Here is a 16562-nt window from a genome sequence, read left to right on the forward strand (position 1 = left end):
TTCTCCTAGCTCTGGCCCGCTTACAGCGCGCGAATGTCGACGAAGTGGCCGGCCACCGCGGCGGCCGCGGCCATCGCCGGGCTGACCAGGTGGGTACGGCCGCCCTGGCCCTGACGGCCTTCGAAGTTGCGGTTGGAGGTGGACGCGCAACGTTCGCCCGGCTGCAGGCGGTCGGCGTTCATCGCCAGACACATCGAGCAGCCCGGCTCGCGCCATTCGAAACCGGCGGCGACAAATACCTTGTCCAGCCCCTCGGCCTCGGCCTGCGCCTTGACCAGACCAGAGCCCGGCACCACCAACACCTGCTTGACGTTGGCCGCCTTGCTGCGGCCCTTGGCCACCGCGGCGGCTTCGCGCAGGTCTTCGATACGGCTGTTGGTACAGGAGCCGATGAACACGATGTCCACCGGAATCTCGTTGATCGGGGTATTGGCCTGCAGGCCCATATAGGCCAGCGCGCGCTCCATGGAGCCCTTCTTCACCGGATCGCTTTCCTGCGCCGGGTCCGGCACGCGGCCGTTGATGTCGGTTACCATTTCCGGCGAGGTGCCCCAGGTCACCTGCGGCTGGATGGCGGCGGCATCGAGCACCACCACTTCGTCAAACTGCGCGCCGTCGTCGCTGTGCAAGGTGTTCCAGTACGCCACGGCGGCGTCCCACTGCTCGGCCTTCGGCGCGAACGGACGACCCTTCACGTAGTCGATGGTTTTCTGGTCCACCGCCACCAGGCCGGAGCGGGCACCGGCTTCGATCGCCATATTGCACAGGCTCATGCGGCCTTCCATCGACAGCTCGCGGATCGCTTCGCCGCCGAACTCGATGGCGTAGCCGGTGCCGCCGGCGGTGCCGATCTTGCCGATGATCGCCAGCGCCACGTCCTTGCCGGTAATGCCGGCCGGCAGCTTGCCGTCGACACGCACCAGCATGTTCTTGGATTTCTTCGCCACCAGCGTCTGGGTCGCCATCACGTGCTCGACCTCAGAGGTGCCGATGCCGTGTGCCAGTGCGCCGAAAGCACCGTGGGTGGAGGTATGGCTGTCACCACAGACCACGGTCATGCCAGGCAGGGTGGCGCCCTGCTCCGGCCCCATCACGTGCACGATGCCCTGGCCCTTGTCCTTGAACGGGAAGTAGGCCAGCGCGCCGAAGGCCTTGATATTGGCGTCCAGCGTTTCCACCTGCTGGCGCGAGATCGGGTCCTTGATGCCCTCGTCCCAGTGGTCGGTCGGCGTATTGTGGTCGGCGGTCGACACCACCGAATCGACGCGCCACAGCGGACGATTGGCCAGCTTCAGGCCTTCGAAGGCTTGCGGGCTGGTCACTTCGTGGACCAGGTGACGGTCAATATAGAGCAATACGGTGCCGTCTGCTTCTTCGTGCACCACGTGGCTGCTCCACAGCTTGTCGTAGAGGGTCTGTGCGGTCATGGTTCTGTTTTCCCGATGAGTTTGCCGACAACATTCCGGCAGTGGATCCGGTCATTCTGTCACGTCCGCCGGGGGCGGAACAAGCCGTTGCGGCCAACCTTGGACAGGCCGCCGACCGTGAATAGTGGCCCTATCATTGACCAAGCCGGTTCCTAGTACAAGATAAGCATTTATACTAGTAGTGACACTACCAAGATAAGCCGATCGCACCATGAACGACGAGCGCAACACCAGCCCGCTGGGCGAATTCATCCGCAGCCACCGCGAGCGCGTCTCTCCGCAGCAGGCCGGCCTGCCCGCCGGCAGCCGCCGCCGCGCCAAGGGCCTGCGCCGCGAGGAAGTCGCCGCGCTGTGCGGCATCAGCCCCACCTGGCTGACCTGGATCGAGCAGGGTCGCACCCAGTCGGTATCGGCCGCCACGCTGGCACGGCTGGCCGACGCGCTGTTGCTGAGCCGCGCCGAACGCGACTACCTGTTCAACCTCGCCGGGCAGAAGAACCCGGACGACGCCCACCTCGCCAGCGATCCGGAGGCACAGCAGGCACTGGCGCTGGCGGTCGGAAAAATCGACGGCCCGGCCTATGTGCTGGACGGGCTATGGTTCGTGCCGGCATGGAACGCGCAGGCCGCTACCCTGTTCCGCGGCTGGCTGGACCAGCCGGAGCCGCGCCACAACCTGCTGCACTTCATGTTCCTGCACCCGCTGGCGCCGCAGCTAGTCGACGACTGGCCGACGCGGGCGCGCCGCATGGTGGCGGAATTCCGCGCCGAGATCAGCGCCCGTCGTGATGACGGCGAAGTCGGCGCCCTGCTCGACGGCCTGCGCCGGCAGAGCGGCGACTTCGACAGCCTGTGGCGGCAGCAGGACGTTCAGGGCCGCGAAGGCGGCGAGCGCGCGTTCAACCACGCACAGCTGGGACGGGTCAGTTACCAGCAGCTGACGCTGCGGCTGGCCAACGCGCCGGGACTGAAGCTGGTGATGCTGCTGTCGGCGTAAGCACGCCGCACGGCGACTGCGGCCAACCTTGCTCAGCCATGCGCCATTGCAGACGGCGTGCGCAGCCAGCGCCAGCTCACCAGCACGCCGATGAAGGTCACCACCGCGGACACGGCAAAGGTCAGCGTCACCCCGCCATACGGCCACAGCACGCCGCCGAGCAGGCCGCCGGCGCTGCCGCCGATGCCGAAGGAGGCAATCACGTACAGCCCCTGGCCGCGCGCCTGGTGCTGCTCGGCAAAGTAGCGGTGGATCAGCCCCACCGCCGCCGCGTGGTGCACGCCGAAGGTGAAGGCGTGCAGCGTCTGCGCGAACACCGCCACCGCCGGCTGCGCCAGCAGCAGCGCAATCAGCACGAAGCGCAGCGCGGTCACCAGCAAGGATGCCAGCATCAGCTGCTCCAGCGTGAAGCGCGCCATCAGCCGCGGCATCAGCAGGAAGACGCCGATCTCGCAGATCACCCCCACCGACCACAGCCAGCCGATGGCACTCTTGCCGTAGCCAGCCTGCTGCAGGCCGATCGAATAGAAGGTGTAGTACGGCCCCATGCCGAAGGCGAGCAGGAAGCAGCAGGCAAACAGCGCCAGCACCTGCGGCCGCCGCAGGGTGCCGGCAATCGACTGTCGCGATGTACTGCGCGGCGCGGCGTGCACCTCCGGCACGAACCAGGCCGCCAGCGCGATCAGCAGCAGCAGCGTCAGTACCGCCCACGGCAGGTTGGCCAGCCCGAGCAGCTCCAGCAAGGCACCACCGACCAGCGACAGCGTGACAAAACCGATCGAGCCCCACACCCGCACCCGGCTGTAGCGCCCCGGTGTGGCGCGCGTCAGGTGCGCGGTGCTGGCCTCCACCAGTGGCAGCGCCGCCGCCCAGAAGAAGTGCGACACCGCCAGGCTGACGAACACCCACCAGAAGCCGTTGTCCAGCCCGACAAAGGCAAACGCCAGCGCCGACAGCAGCGAGGTCGACAGGATGATACTGCGCCGCCGGCCACGCCTGTCGGCCAGCCAGCCCCACAGCCCCGGCGCCACGATGCGTGCCAGCGTCGACAGCGCCATCAGCACCGAGATCTGCACAGTGCTGAACGACAGCGATTCGAGGTACAGCCCCCAGAACGGGCCGAACAGCCCCTGGAAGGCGAAATAGCTGAAGTAGAACGCGGCGAAAGGACGCAGGTCGGCAACGGCGGGCATGGCGGATTTTCTTTCAGGCAAGGGCAAAAACAGGCGCGGGGCGGCATGATAGCGCCATTGCCGGCCCCCGCCTATCGCTCACCAGCTGTCCTTGAAACGGGAGATGTCGCGGCGCGCCTTTTTCGTCGGCCGGCCGTCGCCGTGCGGGTAGCTGGCGTGTTCGGCCTTTTGCAGCGCGATCTGGTGTTCGCGCGCGGTCACCGACTCTGCGCTCTCGCTGTACAGCAGCTGCGCCTCCCTGGCCGGCCGTCGCTGCGTCGCCAAGGCCAAGATGGTGACCTTGTACTCCAGCCGCTCGATGCGGATCAGCAGCTGGTCGCCCTCCTTCGCCACCCGCGAGCCCTTGACCCGCTCGCCGCCGACCAGCACCCGCCCCAGCTCCAGCGCCTCGTGCGCCAGCTGCCGCGTCTTGTAAAAGCGCGCCGCCCACAGCCACTTGTCCAGCCGCACCTTGTCGTCATCCGCACCTGCGGCCAACCTTGCCTTGCTCATGGCGCCACCTGCCACGCCGCCTGCAGCAGCCCCGGCAGTTCCAGCTGCAGCCGATCACCGCCCTGCAACCGACCCACCCCTTCCGGCGTACCGGTAAACACCAGATCACCGGCACGCAGGCCGTAGATGCGCGACAGGTAGCTGACGATGGTTGCCACCGGGAACTGCATCAGCGCGCTATCGCCGTGCTGGCGCAACTCGCCGTTGATGTGGAGGCTGAACTGCAGCCGCGCCGGATCGGCAACCAGGTTGGCCGCAACGAAATCCGACACACAGGCGGCGCCGCGAAAGCCCTTGGCCTTGGTCCACGGCAGTCCCTTGGCCTTCACCTCCGACTGCACGTCGCGCGCGGTCAGGTCCAGGCCGAGGCCGTAGCCGGCGATGCAGGACAGCGCGTCGGCTTCGTCGACGTGGTCGGCGTCCTTGCCGATCAGCAGCACCAGCTCGCACTCGTAGTGCACCTCCTGCGAGTAGTCCGGCAGCACGATGGGGCTGCCCTCGTGCAGCAGCGCCGCGTTCGGCTTCAGGAACACCACCGGTTCGCTTTCCACCGCATTGCCAAGCTCGGCGGCATGGGCGGCGTAATTGCGCCCGATGCAGAACACCGTATTCACCCGCTGCGCGGTCCCCGACAGCTGCACGTGCATGAATGTTTCCTTTTCTGAAATGGGTATGGGTGGCCTGCCGGCAGCGGTAATGCCGCCATGCAGAACGGGCCAGCGACAGGCAAAGCACAGCCACGGTTGCAGTATGATTTTCCTGTCGCCACAGGGCAACCTTGCCGCCACTGCGGCCAACCTCGCCAGCTCGCCTTGGGCCAGCGATTGATGCATCGCAACATACCAAAAGCATGAGACAAGTTATACTGCTGCCATCATCCGCACCACCCGCCCAGACGGCTGCCCTTGCCGCTGCTGGCATGGCGTTTGCGAGCCCGCAACGATATTCCTGCGCTGCAACAATAAGGCGCTGTGTTTTGTCATAAAGCGGTGGTACAGTCGTAACCATCTACCGACAGTGCCAGCAAGAAAACAGCCTGCATGCAGGGCGGGATGGTGCTTGATCGTCTTTCCACTTTCGAAGGAGAACCAATGAGCCAGGAAACCCCCAACCCGCTGGACAGCTTTTTTGCCAATCTGTCCGAGGCCAATCAAAAGTGGATGCAGCAGTTCGTCAACTCCATGAGCAGCGGCCTGACGCCGCAAGATGCCGCCAACCCGATGGCCGGCGCCTGGAACCAGATGGTCAACAACGCCACCCAGTTCATCGCGATGCAGAACAACCTGTACCAGCAGCAGATGAACCTGTGGATGCAGTTCCTGGGCCAGAACGGTGCTGCCGCTGCCCCGGCGGCGAGCACTGACCGCCGTTTCTCGGCACCGGAATGGAACGAGCATCCGTTCTACAGCTTCATCAAGCAAAGCTACCTGCTGACCTCGAAATGGATGACCGACCTCGCCGACCAGACCCATCTGGAAGGCGAAGACAAGGAACGGCTGGCGTTCATTACCCGCCAGTACGTCGACGCCATGGCGCCGACCAACTTCATGCTGACCAATCCGGAAGTGATCAAGCAGGCCATCGAGACCAAGGGCGAGAGCCTGGTCGAAGGCATGAAGAACATGATGGAAGACATCCAGAAGGGTCACATCTCGATGTCGGACGAAACCAAGTTCGAGATCGGCAAGAACATCGCCTGCACCCCGGGCGAAGTGGTGTTCCGCAACGACCTGATGGAGCTGATCCAGTACACGCCGACCACCGGCGAAGTGTACGAAAAGCCGCTGCTGATCGTGCCGCCGTGCGTCAACAAGTACTACCTGATGGACCTGCAGCCGGACAACTCCATGGTGCGCCACTTCGTGGCCCAGGGTTACCGCGTGTTCCTGGTCAGCTGGAAATCCGCGACGCCGGAGATGCGGCAGTACCAGTGGGACAACTACATCGAGGAAGGCGTGATCGCCGCGGCCGAAGCGGTGCGCAAAATCACCAAGCAGAGCAGCATGAACGCGCTGGGCTTCTGCATCGGTGGCGTGATTCTCACCACCGCGCTGTGCGTGATGGAAGCGCGCGGTCTGAACTACATCGATTCCGCCACCTTCATGACCTCGCTGATCGACCACACCGATCCGGGCGAGATCAAGGTGTTCCTCGATGACAACTTCTTCAAGGGCCGCGCCGCCAAACTGGCCGCCGGCAACGGCGGCATCGTCAGCGGCAAGGAGCTGGGCCGTACCTTTGCCAGCCTGCGCGCCAACGACCTGGTGTGGAACTACGTGGTCAACAACTACCTGCTGGGCAAGACGCCGCCACCGTTCGACCTCTTGTACTGGAACAACGACGCGGTGGATCTGCCGATGCCGATGCACACCTTCTTCCTGCGCGAGTTCTACGACCGCAACGCGCTGACCAAGCCGGACAGCATCACGCTGTGCGGCGTCAGCATCGACGTGCGCAAGATCAAGGTGCCGGTGTACATCTTCGCCGCGCGTGAAGACCACATCGTGCCGTGGAAATCGGCCTTCGACGGCGTCAAGTTCCTGGAAGGCGCCGCCTCGCGCCGCTTCATCCTCGGCGCTTCCGGCCACATCGCCGGCTCCATCAACCCGGTGACCAAGGACAAGCGCAACTACTGGGTCAATGAAACCCTGGCCGCCGATGCCGATACCTGGCTGGAAACCGCGCAGAGCATGCCCGGCAGCTGGTGGAAAGACTGGGACGGCTGGCTGGCACCGCAGTCCGGCAAGAAGGTGGCCGCACCGAAGGCAATGGGCAGCAAGGAATTGCCGCCGCTGTGCCCGGCACCGGGTCTGTACGTGCAGGCCAAAGCCATGCCGCAACTGGCGGCCATGCAGTAATCAACCCGGTTCATGATTGTGCTACAGTGTTTCTTGTGCGTCGCACAACAGCACTGTAGCCAATAATAAGCAAACACACTCGTGGAGAAACTCTCATGCAAGATATCGTGATCGTTGCCGCCCTGCGTACCGCTGTCGGCAGCTTTGGTGGTTCGCTGTCCAAAATCCCGGCGCCGGAGCTGGGTGCAACCGTTATCAAGGGTTTGCTGGCAAAGACCGGCGTGCAGCCGGAAGCAGTGAGCGAAGTGATCCTCGGTCAGGTGCTGACCGCCGGCGCCGGCCAGAACCCGGCGCGCCAGGCACTGATCAAGGCCGGCCTGCCGGTGTCGACCCCGGCCTCCACCCTCAACGTGGTGTGCGGCTCCGGCCTGCGCGCCGTGCACCTGGGTACCCAGGCCATTGCCAACGGCGATGCCGAAATCGTGATCGCCGGTGGCCAGGAAAGCATGTCGCTGTCGCCGCACATCCTGCCGGGCTCGCGTGACGGTTTCCGCATGGGCAACGCCCAACTGGTGGACACCATGGTCGCCGACGGCCTCACCGACGTCTACAACCAGTACCACATGGGCATCACCGCCGAAAACGTGGCAGCCAAGTACGAGATCAGTCGTGACGAGCAGGATGCGCTGGCACTGGCGTCGCAGAACCGCGCCGAAGCAGCACAAAAAGCCGGCAAGTTTGCCGACGAAATCGTGCCGGTGCTGGTACCGCAGCGCAAGGGCGATCCGGTTGCCTTCGCCAGCGACGAATACATCAAGGTTGGCACCACCGCCGAATCGCTGGCCAAGCTGCGCCCGGCGTTCAAGAAAGACGGTTCCGTGACCGCCGGTAACGCCTCCGGCATCAACGACGGCGCCGCCGCGGTGATGCTGATGACCGCCGCCAAGGCCGCCGAACTAGGCCTGACGCCACTGGCGACCATCAAGTCCTACGCACTGACCGGCTGCGCGCCGGAAATCATGGGCATCGGCCCGGTAGCCGCCACCCGCAAGGCGCTGGACAAGGCCGGCTGGAAAGTGGAAGACCTCGACCTGGTGGAAGCCAATGAAGCCTTCGCCGCACAGGCACTGGGCGTGGCAAAAGAGCTGGGCTGGGGTGCCGACAAGGTCAACGTCAACGGCGGCGCCATTGCGCTGGGTCACCCGATCGGCGCTTCCGGCTGCCGCGTGCTGGTCACCCTGCTGCACGAAATGCAGCGTCGCGATGCCAAGAAAGGCCTGGCGACACTGTGCATCGGTGGCGGCATGGGCGTGGCGCTGGCGGTAGAACGCAAGTAAGCCTGCCGCACGCAAAACCAAGCCGGAGCCTGCTCCGGCTTTTTTCATGCCCTATTCATTTACAAAAAGACAGACTATTGCGCCAATTGGCAAAATAATTTGCACAAAAAACCCCGCCATCGCAGAATGCATACAATCTCCCACCGAGAAGCACGATGACGCACTCCATCCCTACCCGCCTGGCCGCACTACGCCGCCACATGCAACAGCAAGGCATCGCCGCCTGCCTGATTCCGTCCTCCGATCCGCACCTGTCCGAGTACCTGCCATCCTACTGGCAGGGCCGGCGCTGGCTGTCCGGCTTTCACGGCTCGGTCGGCACCCTGATCGTCACCGCCGATTTTGCCGGCCTGTGGGCCGACAGCCGCTACTGGGTGCAGGCGGAACAGGAGCTGGCCGGCAGTGGCATCGCGCTGATGAAGATCCAGACCGTGGCGCAGCCGCTGCATCTGGACTGGCTTGCGGCCAACCTTAGCGCCGGCGACGTACTGGCGGTGGATGGCGACGTGCTCGGCCTGGCCAGCGCCCGCGCGCTGCAGGACAAGCTCCTCGCCGCCGGCATCACGCTGCGCAGCAACCTCGACCTGCTGCAGGCGGTGTGGCCTGAGCGCCCGCCGCTGCCGAGCCAGCCGGTGTACGAGCACCTGCCGCCATTCGCCGCCACTCCCCGCGCCGACAAGCTGGCCGCGGTGCGCCACGCGATGCAGCAGCACGGCGCCAGCCACCATTTCATCTCCACACTGGACGACATCGCCTGGCTGCTGAACCTGCGCGGCGGCGACGTCAACTACAACCCGGTGTTCATCAGCCACCTGCTGCTGAACGGCAGCGGCGGCACCCTGTTCGTCGGTGACGGCAAGGTCGACGCCGCGCTGGTGCAAAGGTTGGCCGCAGACGGCATCGCCGTCGCCGGCTACGAGCAGGCCAAGGCCGCGCTGACGGCGCTGCCGGCAGACAGCCGCCTGCTGCTGGACCCGCGCCGCGTCACTCTCGGCCTGCGCGCCGCGGTCGCGGCCAACGTTGCCGTGCTCGAGACCATCAACCCCAGCACCCTGCTCAAGTCGCGCAAGAGCGAGGCCGAGGCGCAGCACGTGCGCGACACCATGGTGCAGGACGGGGTGGCGCTGGCCGAGTTCTTTGCCTGGTTCGAGGGCGCGGTCAACCGCGAAACCATCACCGAGCTGACCATCGACGAGCAGATCACCGCCGCACGCGCGCGCCGCCCCGGCTTCGTGTCGCCCAGCTTTGCCACCATCGCCGGTTTCAACGCCAACGGCGCGCTGCCGCACTACCGCGCCACCGAGGCGCACCACGCCGCGATCGAGGGCGACGGCCTGCTGCTGATCGACTCCGGCGGCCAGTACCTGGGCGGCACCACCGACATCACCCGCGTGGTGGCGGTGGGCCAGCCCAGCGCCGAACAGAAACGCGACTTCACGCTGGTGCTGAAGGGCATGATCGCGCTGTCGCGCGCGCAGTTTCCGCAGGGCACGCTGTCGCCGATGCTGGACGCGCTGGCACGGGCGCCGATCTGGCAGCACGGCATCGACTTCGGCCACGGCGTCGGCCACGGCGTCGGCTATTTCCTCAACGTGCACGAAGGCCCGCAAAGCATCTCGCGCTCGCAGCCGGACGCGACCATGGCGATGCTGCCCGGCATGATCACCTCCAACGAGCCGGGCATCTACCGCCCCGGACAGTGGGGGGTGCGCATCGAGAACCTGCTGCTGAACGTGGCCGCCACCAGCAACGAATTCGGCGACTTCCTCTGCTTCGAAACGCTGACCCTGTGCCCGATCGACCTGCGCTGCATCGAGCGCACGCTGCTGAATCAGGAAGAAATCGACTGGCTCAACGACTACCACCGCCGCGTGCGCGAACAGCTGGCACCACAGCTGGACGGCGCGGCACTGGCCTGGCTGCAGCAGCACACCCACGCGCTGTAACAGCAGCAGCCCCCTGCCGTCCAAGCTTGGCCGCAACACTGCGGCCAACCTTGTTTCCGGCACAAGCCGTAGCGCCATCCCCGGCACCGGCTGTAGTAAACTGGCGCTCCAGCCCGTCAGGATATTCATATGCGATACCCCCTCCTTGTGCTGTTCCTGCTGCTGGCAGGCTGCAGCCAGCTGAGCCGCGCGCTGGCGATCTACACCGAAGACTGGCCGCCGCTCAGCTTCCGCAACAGCCAGGACGGTGCCGCCGGCATGGCGGTGGAAGTGGTGCAGGCGCTGCAAAAGCGCACCGGCAACCGCAGCGTCATCCAGGTGCAGCCATGGGCGCGCGCCTATCACCACCTGCTGAGCGAACCAGACGTGCTGCTGTTCACCGTGGGCCGCAATGCCGAGCGCGAAGGAAAGATGACGCTGCTAGGGCCGGTAGCGATCTCCAGCACCGACGTGTTTGCGCTGCGCGAACAGGCGCAGCAGCTGCGTGACATGGGCGACGTCAGGCGGCGGCTGCCGACCGCGGCCTATCGCGGCAGCATTTTCGAGAGCACCGCGCGGGCGCACGGCTACAACGTCACCGCCACCACCGACCCGCAGCATTCGGCCAAGATGCTGCTGGCCGGCCGCGTGCGGCTGTGGGCGGAGGGCAATATCGTGGTGCCGCAGGTGCTGCAGCGGCTGGGAGTGGCCGACAGCGCGGTGGAGCGCATCGCCACGCTGGAATCGCTGGCGCTGTACCTCGCCTTCTCCAAGGGCACATCGCGGCAGCAGGTGCTGGCATGGGAGCAGGCGCTGCGCGACATGAAGCGTGACGGCAGCTTCCAGGCCATCCACAAGCGCTGGTTCCCGCTCAGCGCACCGCCACTGGAGGTGCTGCGTGTCGGGCTGGAACCGTAGGCCCGCCACGCAACAGCCATGAAAAAACCCCGCGGTCAGACCGCGGGGTTTTTTGTGGCGATGCCGGCCGGCGTGATCAGGCCTTGACCACCTTGGCAATCGCTTCGGCGACGTAGCCGATGTTCTTGCTGTTCAGTGCCGCCAGGCAGATACGGCCGGTGGAGACGGCGTAGATGCCGAACTCTTCCTTCAGGCGCTCGACCTGGGCCACGGTCAGGCCGGTGTAGGAGAACATGCCGCGCTGCTTGATCACGAAGCTGAAGTCCTGCTCCACGCCCTGGGCCTGGATCGCTTCCACCAGTGCCACGCGCATGGCGCGGATGCGCTCGCGCATGCCGGCCAGTTCGTCTTCCCACTGCTGGCGCAGTTCCGGGCTGGACAGCACCGCCGCCACTACCGCACCACCGTGGATAGGCGGGTTGGAGTAGTTGGTACGGATCACGCGCTTCAGCTGCGACAGCACGCGGGCCGACTCTTCCTTGCTGTCGGTCACGATCGACAGCGCGCCGACGCGTTCGCCGTACAGCGAGAAGCTCTTGGAGAAGGAGCTGGACACGAAGAACTGCAGGCCGGAGGCGGAGAACAGGCGTACCGCGACGGCATCAGGCTCGATGCCGTCGGCAAAGCCCTGGTAGGCCATGTCGAGGAACGGCACCAGACCGCGGCTGCGGCAGGCTTCCACCACTTCCGCCCACTGGGCGTCGGACATGTCGGCACCGGTCGGGTTGTGGCAGCAGGCGTGCAGCACGATCACGGAACCGGCGTCCAGGCCCAGCAAGAAGGCTTTCATCGCCTCGAAGTTCACACCACGGGTGGCGGCATCGTAGTACGGATAGTTTTCCACGATGAAGCCGGCGGATTCGAACAGCGCGCGGTGGTTTTCCCACGACGGGTCGCTGATGTAGACCTTGGCATCGGCATTCAGGCGCTTGAGGAAGTCGGCACCGATCTTCAGCGCACCGGTACCACCCAGCGCTTCGGCAGTCACCACGCGGCCGGCGGCGGTCAGCGCGCTGTCGGCGCCGAACAGCAGGTTCTGTACCGCGGAGGTATACGTGGCCGGGCCTTCGATCGGCTGGTAGCCGCGCGGCGGCATCGCTTCCAGGCGCACCTTTTCGGCGGCCTTCACGGCAGCCAGCAGCGGGATCTTGCCGTTGTCGTCGTAATAAACGCCGACACCCAGGTTGACTTTCGTCGGACGGGTATCGGCGTTGAAGGCTTCGTTCAGGCCAAGAATCGGGTCGCGCGGCGCCATTTCCACGGCGGCGAAGATCGAAGAGGACATGCGGGGCTCCAAAGTGTTGAATTGCTTGCTGCCGGCGGTGTACGGGTAGCCACCGGCCGGCAGACAGGGTGACAAAATCCGGATGCAGAAGTCTATCACGAGGCATCGCGCCGCGCTGCGGCAAGCAGCTTGACGTTTGTGCGGCAGGCTTGCGCCGATACGCGTCATGGCGGCACATCCTGCCATGATGGCGGCGATGCCGGCCGGCCGCGCGCAGCCGATAGCCACAGCGGGGCAGCATTGTGTCAATTCCGCCCGGTCGGGGCGATGCCAGCCGGCGCGGCGACCGTTGCGGCCAACCTTGCGCGGCGGCACCCTGCCCGCTGCGGCCGGCGGTGAACGCGTGCTACCATCGCGCCTTTCCCTGTCCGGCCCCGACCCTCATGCACATCGTACGCTTTGCCGCCTGCCAGCCCAGCCCGTGGAAGAACGGCGGCGGCGTCACCCGCCAGCTGCTGATCCGCCCCGCTGCGGCCAACCTTGACGACTTTGCGCTGCGCGTCAGCGTCGCCGATGTCGACAGCGACGGCCCGTTCTCGCGCTTTGACGGCATCGACCGCTCCCTGACGCTGCTGGAAGGCGGCGGCCTGCAATTGCAGCGCGACGGTGCGCCACTGGCCACACTGCAAGCGGACAGCCCGCTACTGCATTTTGCCGGCGAATGGCCGATCAGCAGCCAGCGCCTGGCCGGCAAGGTGCGTGATTTCAACATCATGACCCGTCGCAGCCAGTGCCACCACCGTGCCGAACGGCTGTCACTCGACGGCAGCCTGACACTGGCGCACGCCGGCCCGCTGCTGCTGTTCGTGGCACAGGGGGACGCGGTGACGGTGAGTAGCGACGGGGCCAGCGACACGCTGCAGCAGTTCGACCTGCTGTGGCTGGAGCACGCCGGCACGCTGCAACTGCACAGCGACAGCGCCTGCCAGCTGTTGCTGGCGCATGTCGTGTTTGCTGGAGAGAGGAGCAACGGCGATGCCTGACGACATCGCCTCGCCCTGCGTCAAGCAATGCCAGCTAGATGCCAGCGGCCGCTACTGCACCGGCTGCCTGCGCACGCTGGCGGAGATCAGCGGCTGGGCAGCGGCCAGCAACGCACAGAAACAGGCGGCCTTGCAGCGCATCGCCAGCCTGCGCCAGCCCTTGCCGCTGCGCGAGCTGAACTGCCGCCGTTGCGGCCAACCTTTCCAGTGCGGCAGCGGCGGCGACAACGGCGGCTGCTGGTGCATGACCCTGCCGCCGCTTGCCAGCGCCGACGGCGGCGGCGACTGCCTGTGCCCGACCTGCCTGCAGCAGTTGGCCGCCCCGCGCTAACCGCTTACTTCAGCATGTCGTAGGCCAGTTTTAGGATCAGCACGCTGACCAGCAGCAGGAACAGGATGCGCACGAAGCCGGCGCCTTTGCGCATCGCGATGTGCGAACCGACCATGGCGCCGGCGACATTGCACACCGCCATCGGCAGCGCATAGCCGAACAGCACGTTGCCGGTCGGGATGAAGAAGCTCAGCGCCGCGATATTGGTCGACAGGTTGACCACCTTGGCCGAGGCTGACGCGTGCAGGAAATCAAACGCGAAAAAGCGCACGAACAGGAACATCAGGAAGCTGCCGGTACCCGGCCCGAACAGACCGTCGTAAAAGCCGATGGCGGCGCCGATCAGCACACCGACCACCAGCTCGCGACGACCGATCGCCACCGGCGCGTGCACCGCGCCTAGGGTCTTCTTACGGAAGGTGTACACCGCCATCACGATCAGCAACACCAGCACCAGCGGCCGCATCACCGAAGCCGGGATCAGGCTCACCGCCGCCGCACCAGCAAACGACATCACGAACGCCGCCGCCGCCGCCGGCAGCACCAGCCGCCACGGAATGGTGACCTGGCGCAGGTAGGAACGGGCCGCCGACAGCGTGCCCATCGCCGAGGCCATCTTGTTGGTACCGAACAGCGCCGGCACCGAGGCATTCGGCAGCGCATTGAACAGCGCCGGGATCTGGATCAGGCCGCCACCGCCGACGGCGGCGTCGATCAGGCCGGCAAGAAACGCAAACGCGCACAAAAACGACAAAGTCAACATCAATAGCATTCCGGACGAGGCAAGCCGCGCATTGTACGCCTTGCTGCCGGCGCCGCAACAGAACAGCCTGTTCCGGATATGCCGTGGCGATATAGTGCTTCGCTTCCAACGCCCACTGCCGCAGAATGGACGGCAAGCCTTCACTCACCTCCCGATCTCTCCGGTAGCACGCCATGGATACCACGCAACTGGGCTACCTCGCCGCCCTTCTCACCACCGGCAGCTTTTTGCCGCAGGTACTGCACACCCTGCGCACCCGCGACACGCGCAGTATTTCATTGTCGATGTACCTGATGTTGGTGTGCGGCACCGGCACTTGGCTGCTGTACGGGCTCTCCATCGCGGCGCTGCCGGTGGTGCTCGCCAACGCGCTGTCGATGCTGCTGTCGTCGGTGATTCTGGTCATGAAGCTGCACGAGGTAGTGCGCACCCGCACAGCAAAAAGCGCGCCGTAGCGCGCCTTGTCGTCACCGTGCGGCCAAGCTTTAGCGCCGCACCGCCAGCAATGGCTCCAGCAGGCCGCTGAGCCCCATCCAGATGATCTGCACCCCCAGACACAGCAGGATGAAGGCGGTCAGGCGCAGGAACACCACCGAGCCGGTCTGCCCCAGATAGCGGAACAGCTTGTCGGCATTGCGCAGGCACACCCAGATCGCGAGGCAAATGGTGGCTACCGCCGCCAGGCTGGCCACCGGCGCGATGGTGTAGCGCGCCAGCGCGGAACCGGTGCCGGTCAGCGAGGCGCCAATGGTGATCGCCACCGAAATCGAGCCCGGCCCCACCGTCAGCGGGAAGGTCAGCGGATAGAACGCGCGCTGCTTCAGCGCCTCGCGATGCTCGCCCTGCGCCAGCTGCGGCGATGCCTCCGCCGGCGCGTCGTTGAGCATGCGCCAGGCGGCGATGGTGATCAGCAGGCCGCCGGACACCTGCACCACCGGCAGCGACACGCCGAAGAATTCCAGCACCACGCCACCGATATACATGCTGCCCAGCAGCAGCAGGAAGCAGTAGATCGCAATCCGCCGCGCCAAGAATGCGCGCTGCGCATTGCTGTTGTGCGAGGTCAGCGAGATGAAAAACGGCACCAGACCGGGCGGATTGATGATCGGCAGCAGCGCCGCCAGCACAAACAGGTATTTGCTCACAAACAGGGACAACATCGGGGTCATGGCCGGAAAACTCGCAGGGTGGGGGTACAGTCGCCGGATTCTAGCATTGCTTGCCCACCGCCATGCCAGCGGCGTGCATGACCACGCGATCAGCGCGGCACAAATAGCGGTTTGCACGTAAAATCAGCGTATGAACGACCTGTTTGCCAAAGAACCCCACAAGCCGCTGGCCGAAGCGCTGCGCCCAAGCTCGCTCGACGACGTCATCGGCCAGCAACACCTGATCGGCAGCGGCAAGCCGCTGCGCATGGCGATCGAGGCGCAAGTGCCGCATTCGATGATCCTGTGGGGGCCGCCCGGCGTCGGCAAGACCACGCTGGCGCGCATCCTCGCCGGCGCCTTCGACGCCGACTTCATCCCGCTGTCGGCGGTGCTGTCCGGCGTCAAGGACATCCGCGAGGCGGTGGAACGCGCCCATGCCACACTACAGCGCAGCGACCGCCGCACCATCCTGTTTGTTGACGAGGTGCACCGCTTCAACAAGAGCCAGCAGGATGCCTTCCTGCCCTTCGTCGAATCCGGGCTGCTGACCTTCATCGGCGCCACCACCGAAAACCCGTCGTTCGAGGTCAACGCCGCGCTGCTGTCGCGGGCGCAGGTGTACGTGCTGCAATCGTTGAGCCGGGACGAGCTGCTGGCGCTGTTCCGTCGCGCCTCGGCGCAGGGCGCGCTGGACGGACTGCAGTTTGACGACGACGCCCGCGACGCACTGGCCGGCTACGCCGACGGTGACGCGCGCCGCTTCCTCAACCTGCTGGAACAGACCCGCACCGCGGCACTGGCACGCAAGGTTGGCCGCATCGACAGCGCCTTTCTCGGCGAGGTGCTCAGCGTCAACGCGCGCCGCTTCGACAAGGGTGGCGACGCCTTCTACGACCAGATCTCCGCGCTGCATAAATCGGTGCGTGGCTCCAACCCCGACGCCGCACTGTACTGGCTTTCCC

The 16562-nt window shown here is 65.7% G+C and carries 16 protein-coding genes; 9 read left to right on the forward strand and 7 right to left on the reverse strand.

Going from position 1 to position 16562, the window contains the following annotated elements; translation table 11 throughout:
* Positions 1–20: 20 nt before the first annotated feature.
* Complete coding sequence (leuC, locus tag ACG97_RS09585) at positions 21–1427, reverse strand: 3-isopropylmalate dehydratase large subunit (protein ID WP_047967133.1); 1407 nt, start codon at positions 1425–1427, stop codon at positions 21–23.
* Positions 1428–1638: 211 nt separating this feature from the next.
* On the opposite strand from leuC, the gene ACG97_RS09590 reads away from it, so the two are divergent.
* A complete protein-coding gene (locus tag ACG97_RS09590; RefSeq protein ID WP_082133712.1) occupies positions 1639–2424 on the forward strand; it encodes a helix-turn-helix transcriptional regulator in 786 nt (261 codons plus the stop codon).
* A 32-nt stretch (positions 2425–2456) separates the two neighbouring features.
* Here ACG97_RS09590 and ACG97_RS09595 read toward each other — a convergent pair whose 3' ends face one another.
* From ACG97_RS09595 to ACG97_RS09605, 3 genes are all read right to left on the reverse strand, one after another.
* On the reverse strand, positions 2457–3617 hold the full coding sequence (locus tag ACG97_RS09595; protein WP_047967134.1) for an MFS transporter: 1161 nt from the start codon (positions 3615–3617) through the stop codon (positions 2457–2459).
* Between the two features lie 78 nt (positions 3618–3695).
* Entirely contained in the window at positions 3696–4109 is a 414-nt protein-coding gene (locus ACG97_RS09600; protein ID WP_047967135.1) for an RNA-binding S4 domain-containing protein, read from the reverse strand.
* Complete coding sequence (locus ACG97_RS09605) at positions 4106–4756, reverse strand: fumarylacetoacetate hydrolase family protein (protein WP_047967136.1); 651 nt, start codon at positions 4754–4756, stop codon at positions 4106–4108. Before ACG97_RS09605 ends, ACG97_RS09600 begins: the two co-directional genes overlap by 4 nt.
* Positions 4757–5200: 444 nt before the next feature.
* Here ACG97_RS09605 and ACG97_RS09610 point away from each other — a divergent pair, with 444 nt between their 5' ends.
* The 4 genes from ACG97_RS09610 to ACG97_RS09625 all read left to right on the forward strand — a co-directional run bounded on the left by ACG97_RS09610 (position 5201) and on the right by ACG97_RS09625 (position 11087).
* The gene (locus tag ACG97_RS09610; protein WP_047967137.1) at positions 5201–6967 is read left to right on the forward strand and encodes an alpha/beta hydrolase; all 1767 of its coding nucleotides are present in this window, start codon (positions 5201–5203) and stop codon (positions 6965–6967) included.
* Between the two features lie 95 nt (positions 6968–7062).
* Complete coding sequence (locus ACG97_RS09615; RefSeq protein WP_047967138.1) at positions 7063–8244, forward strand: acetyl-CoA C-acetyltransferase; 1182 nt, start codon at positions 7063–7065, stop codon at positions 8242–8244.
* A gap of 155 nt (positions 8245–8399) precedes the next feature.
* Positions 8400–10190: an aminopeptidase P family protein gene (locus tag ACG97_RS09620; protein ID WP_047967139.1), complete on the forward strand. Its 1791-nt coding sequence runs from the start codon at positions 8400–8402 to the stop codon at positions 10188–10190.
* A 129-nt stretch (positions 10191–10319) separates the two neighbouring features.
* Positions 10320–11087, forward strand: a complete 768-nt coding sequence (locus ACG97_RS09625) for an ABC transporter substrate-binding protein (protein ID WP_047967140.1) — start codon at positions 10320–10322, stop codon at positions 11085–11087.
* A 76-nt stretch (positions 11088–11163) separates the two neighbouring features.
* On the opposite strand, the gene ACG97_RS09630 is transcribed toward ACG97_RS09625, so the two are convergent.
* A complete protein-coding gene (locus tag ACG97_RS09630) occupies positions 11164–12372 on the reverse strand; it encodes an amino acid aminotransferase (protein WP_047967153.1) in 1209 nt (402 codons plus the stop codon).
* Between the two features lie 383 nt (positions 12373–12755).
* Here ACG97_RS09630 and ACG97_RS09635 point away from each other — a divergent pair, with 383 nt between their 5' ends.
* Together ACG97_RS09635 and ACG97_RS09640 are read left to right on the forward strand one after the other, a co-directional pair.
* A complete protein-coding gene (locus tag ACG97_RS09635) occupies positions 12756–13355 on the forward strand; it encodes a HutD family protein (protein WP_053068124.1) in 600 nt (199 codons plus the stop codon).
* Positions 13348–13686: a cysteine-rich CWC family protein gene (locus ACG97_RS09640; protein ID WP_238377305.1), complete on the forward strand. Its 339-nt coding sequence runs from the start codon at positions 13348–13350 to the stop codon at positions 13684–13686. The genes ACG97_RS09635 and ACG97_RS09640 overlap by 8 nt, the downstream gene beginning before the upstream one ends.
* Before the next feature lie 4 nt (positions 13687–13690).
* Here the strand turns inward: ACG97_RS09640 and ACG97_RS09645 are convergent, their stop codons facing one another.
* The gene (locus ACG97_RS09645) at positions 13691–14449 is read right to left on the reverse strand and encodes a TSUP family transporter (protein WP_047967142.1); all 759 of its coding nucleotides are present in this window, start codon (positions 14447–14449) and stop codon (positions 13691–13693) included.
* A gap of 173 nt (positions 14450–14622) precedes the next feature.
* On the opposite strand from ACG97_RS09645, the gene ACG97_RS09650 reads away from it, so the two are divergent.
* Entirely contained in the window at positions 14623–14904 is a 282-nt protein-coding gene (locus ACG97_RS09650; protein WP_047967143.1) for a SemiSWEET transporter, read from the forward strand.
* 30 nt (positions 14905–14934) lie between these two features.
* Here ACG97_RS09650 and ACG97_RS09655 read toward each other — a convergent pair whose 3' ends face one another.
* Positions 14935–15609, reverse strand: a complete 675-nt coding sequence (locus ACG97_RS09655; RefSeq protein WP_053068126.1) for a MarC family protein — start codon at positions 15607–15609, stop codon at positions 14935–14937.
* Positions 15610–15748: 139 nt separating this feature from the next.
* Here ACG97_RS09655 and ACG97_RS09660 point away from each other — a divergent pair.
* Positions 15749–16562 (forward strand): AAA family ATPase (locus ACG97_RS09660; RefSeq protein ID WP_047967145.1); only part of this gene is annotated, 814 nt, incomplete at its 3' end.

It is taken from the genome of Vogesella sp. EB, assembly GCF_001037925.1.
GTDB classification, from domain to species: Bacteria; Pseudomonadota; Gammaproteobacteria; order Burkholderiales; family Chromobacteriaceae; genus Vogesella; species Vogesella indigofera.

Bases quoted from the DNA above. Each gene is read 5' to 3' on its own strand.
- leuC (WP_047967133.1), bottom strand. From the start codon at position 1,427: ATGACCGCACAGACCCTCTACGACAAGCTGTGGAGCAGCCACGTGGTG.
- ACG97_RS09595 (WP_047967134.1), bottom strand. From the start codon at position 3,617: ATGCCCGCCGTTGCCGACCTGCGTCCTTTCGCCGCGTTCTACTTCAGC.
- ACG97_RS09605 (WP_047967136.1), bottom strand. From the start codon at position 4,756: ATGCACGTGCAGCTGTCGGGGACCGCGCAGCGGGTGAATACGGTGTTC.
- ACG97_RS09600 (WP_047967135.1), bottom strand. From the start codon at position 4,109: ATGAGCAAGGCAAGGTTGGCCGCAGGTGCGGATGACGACAAGGTGCGG.
- ACG97_RS09645 (WP_047967142.1), bottom strand. From the start codon at position 14,449: ATGTTGACTTTGTCGTTTTTGTGCGCGTTTGCGTTTCTTGCCGGCCTG.
- ACG97_RS09620 (WP_047967139.1), top strand. From the start codon at position 8,400: ATGACGCACTCCATCCCTACCCGCCTGGCCGCACTACGCCGCCACATG.
- ACG97_RS09615 (WP_047967138.1), top strand. From the start codon at position 7,063: ATGCAAGATATCGTGATCGTTGCCGCCCTGCGTACCGCTGTCGGCAGC.
- ACG97_RS09590 (WP_082133712.1), top strand. From the start codon at position 1,639: ATGAACGACGAGCGCAACACCAGCCCGCTGGGCGAATTCATCCGCAGC.
- ACG97_RS09625 (WP_047967140.1), top strand. From the start codon at position 10,320: ATGCGATACCCCCTCCTTGTGCTGTTCCTGCTGCTGGCAGGCTGCAGC.
- ACG97_RS09640 (WP_238377305.1), top strand. From the start codon at position 13,348: ATGCCTGACGACATCGCCTCGCCCTGCGTCAAGCAATGCCAGCTAGAT.
- ACG97_RS09635 (WP_053068124.1), top strand. From the start codon at position 12,756: ATGCACATCGTACGCTTTGCCGCCTGCCAGCCCAGCCCGTGGAAGAAC.
- ACG97_RS09610 (WP_047967137.1), top strand. From the start codon at position 5,201: ATGAGCCAGGAAACCCCCAACCCGCTGGACAGCTTTTTTGCCAATCTG.
- ACG97_RS09655 (WP_053068126.1), bottom strand. From the start codon at position 15,609: ATGTTGTCCCTGTTTGTGAGCAAATACCTGTTTGTGCTGGCGGCGCTG.
- ACG97_RS09650 (WP_047967143.1), top strand. From the start codon at position 14,623: ATGGATACCACGCAACTGGGCTACCTCGCCGCCCTTCTCACCACCGGC.
- ACG97_RS09630 (WP_047967153.1), bottom strand. From the start codon at position 12,372: ATGTCCTCTTCGATCTTCGCCGCCGTGGAAATGGCGCCGCGCGACCCG.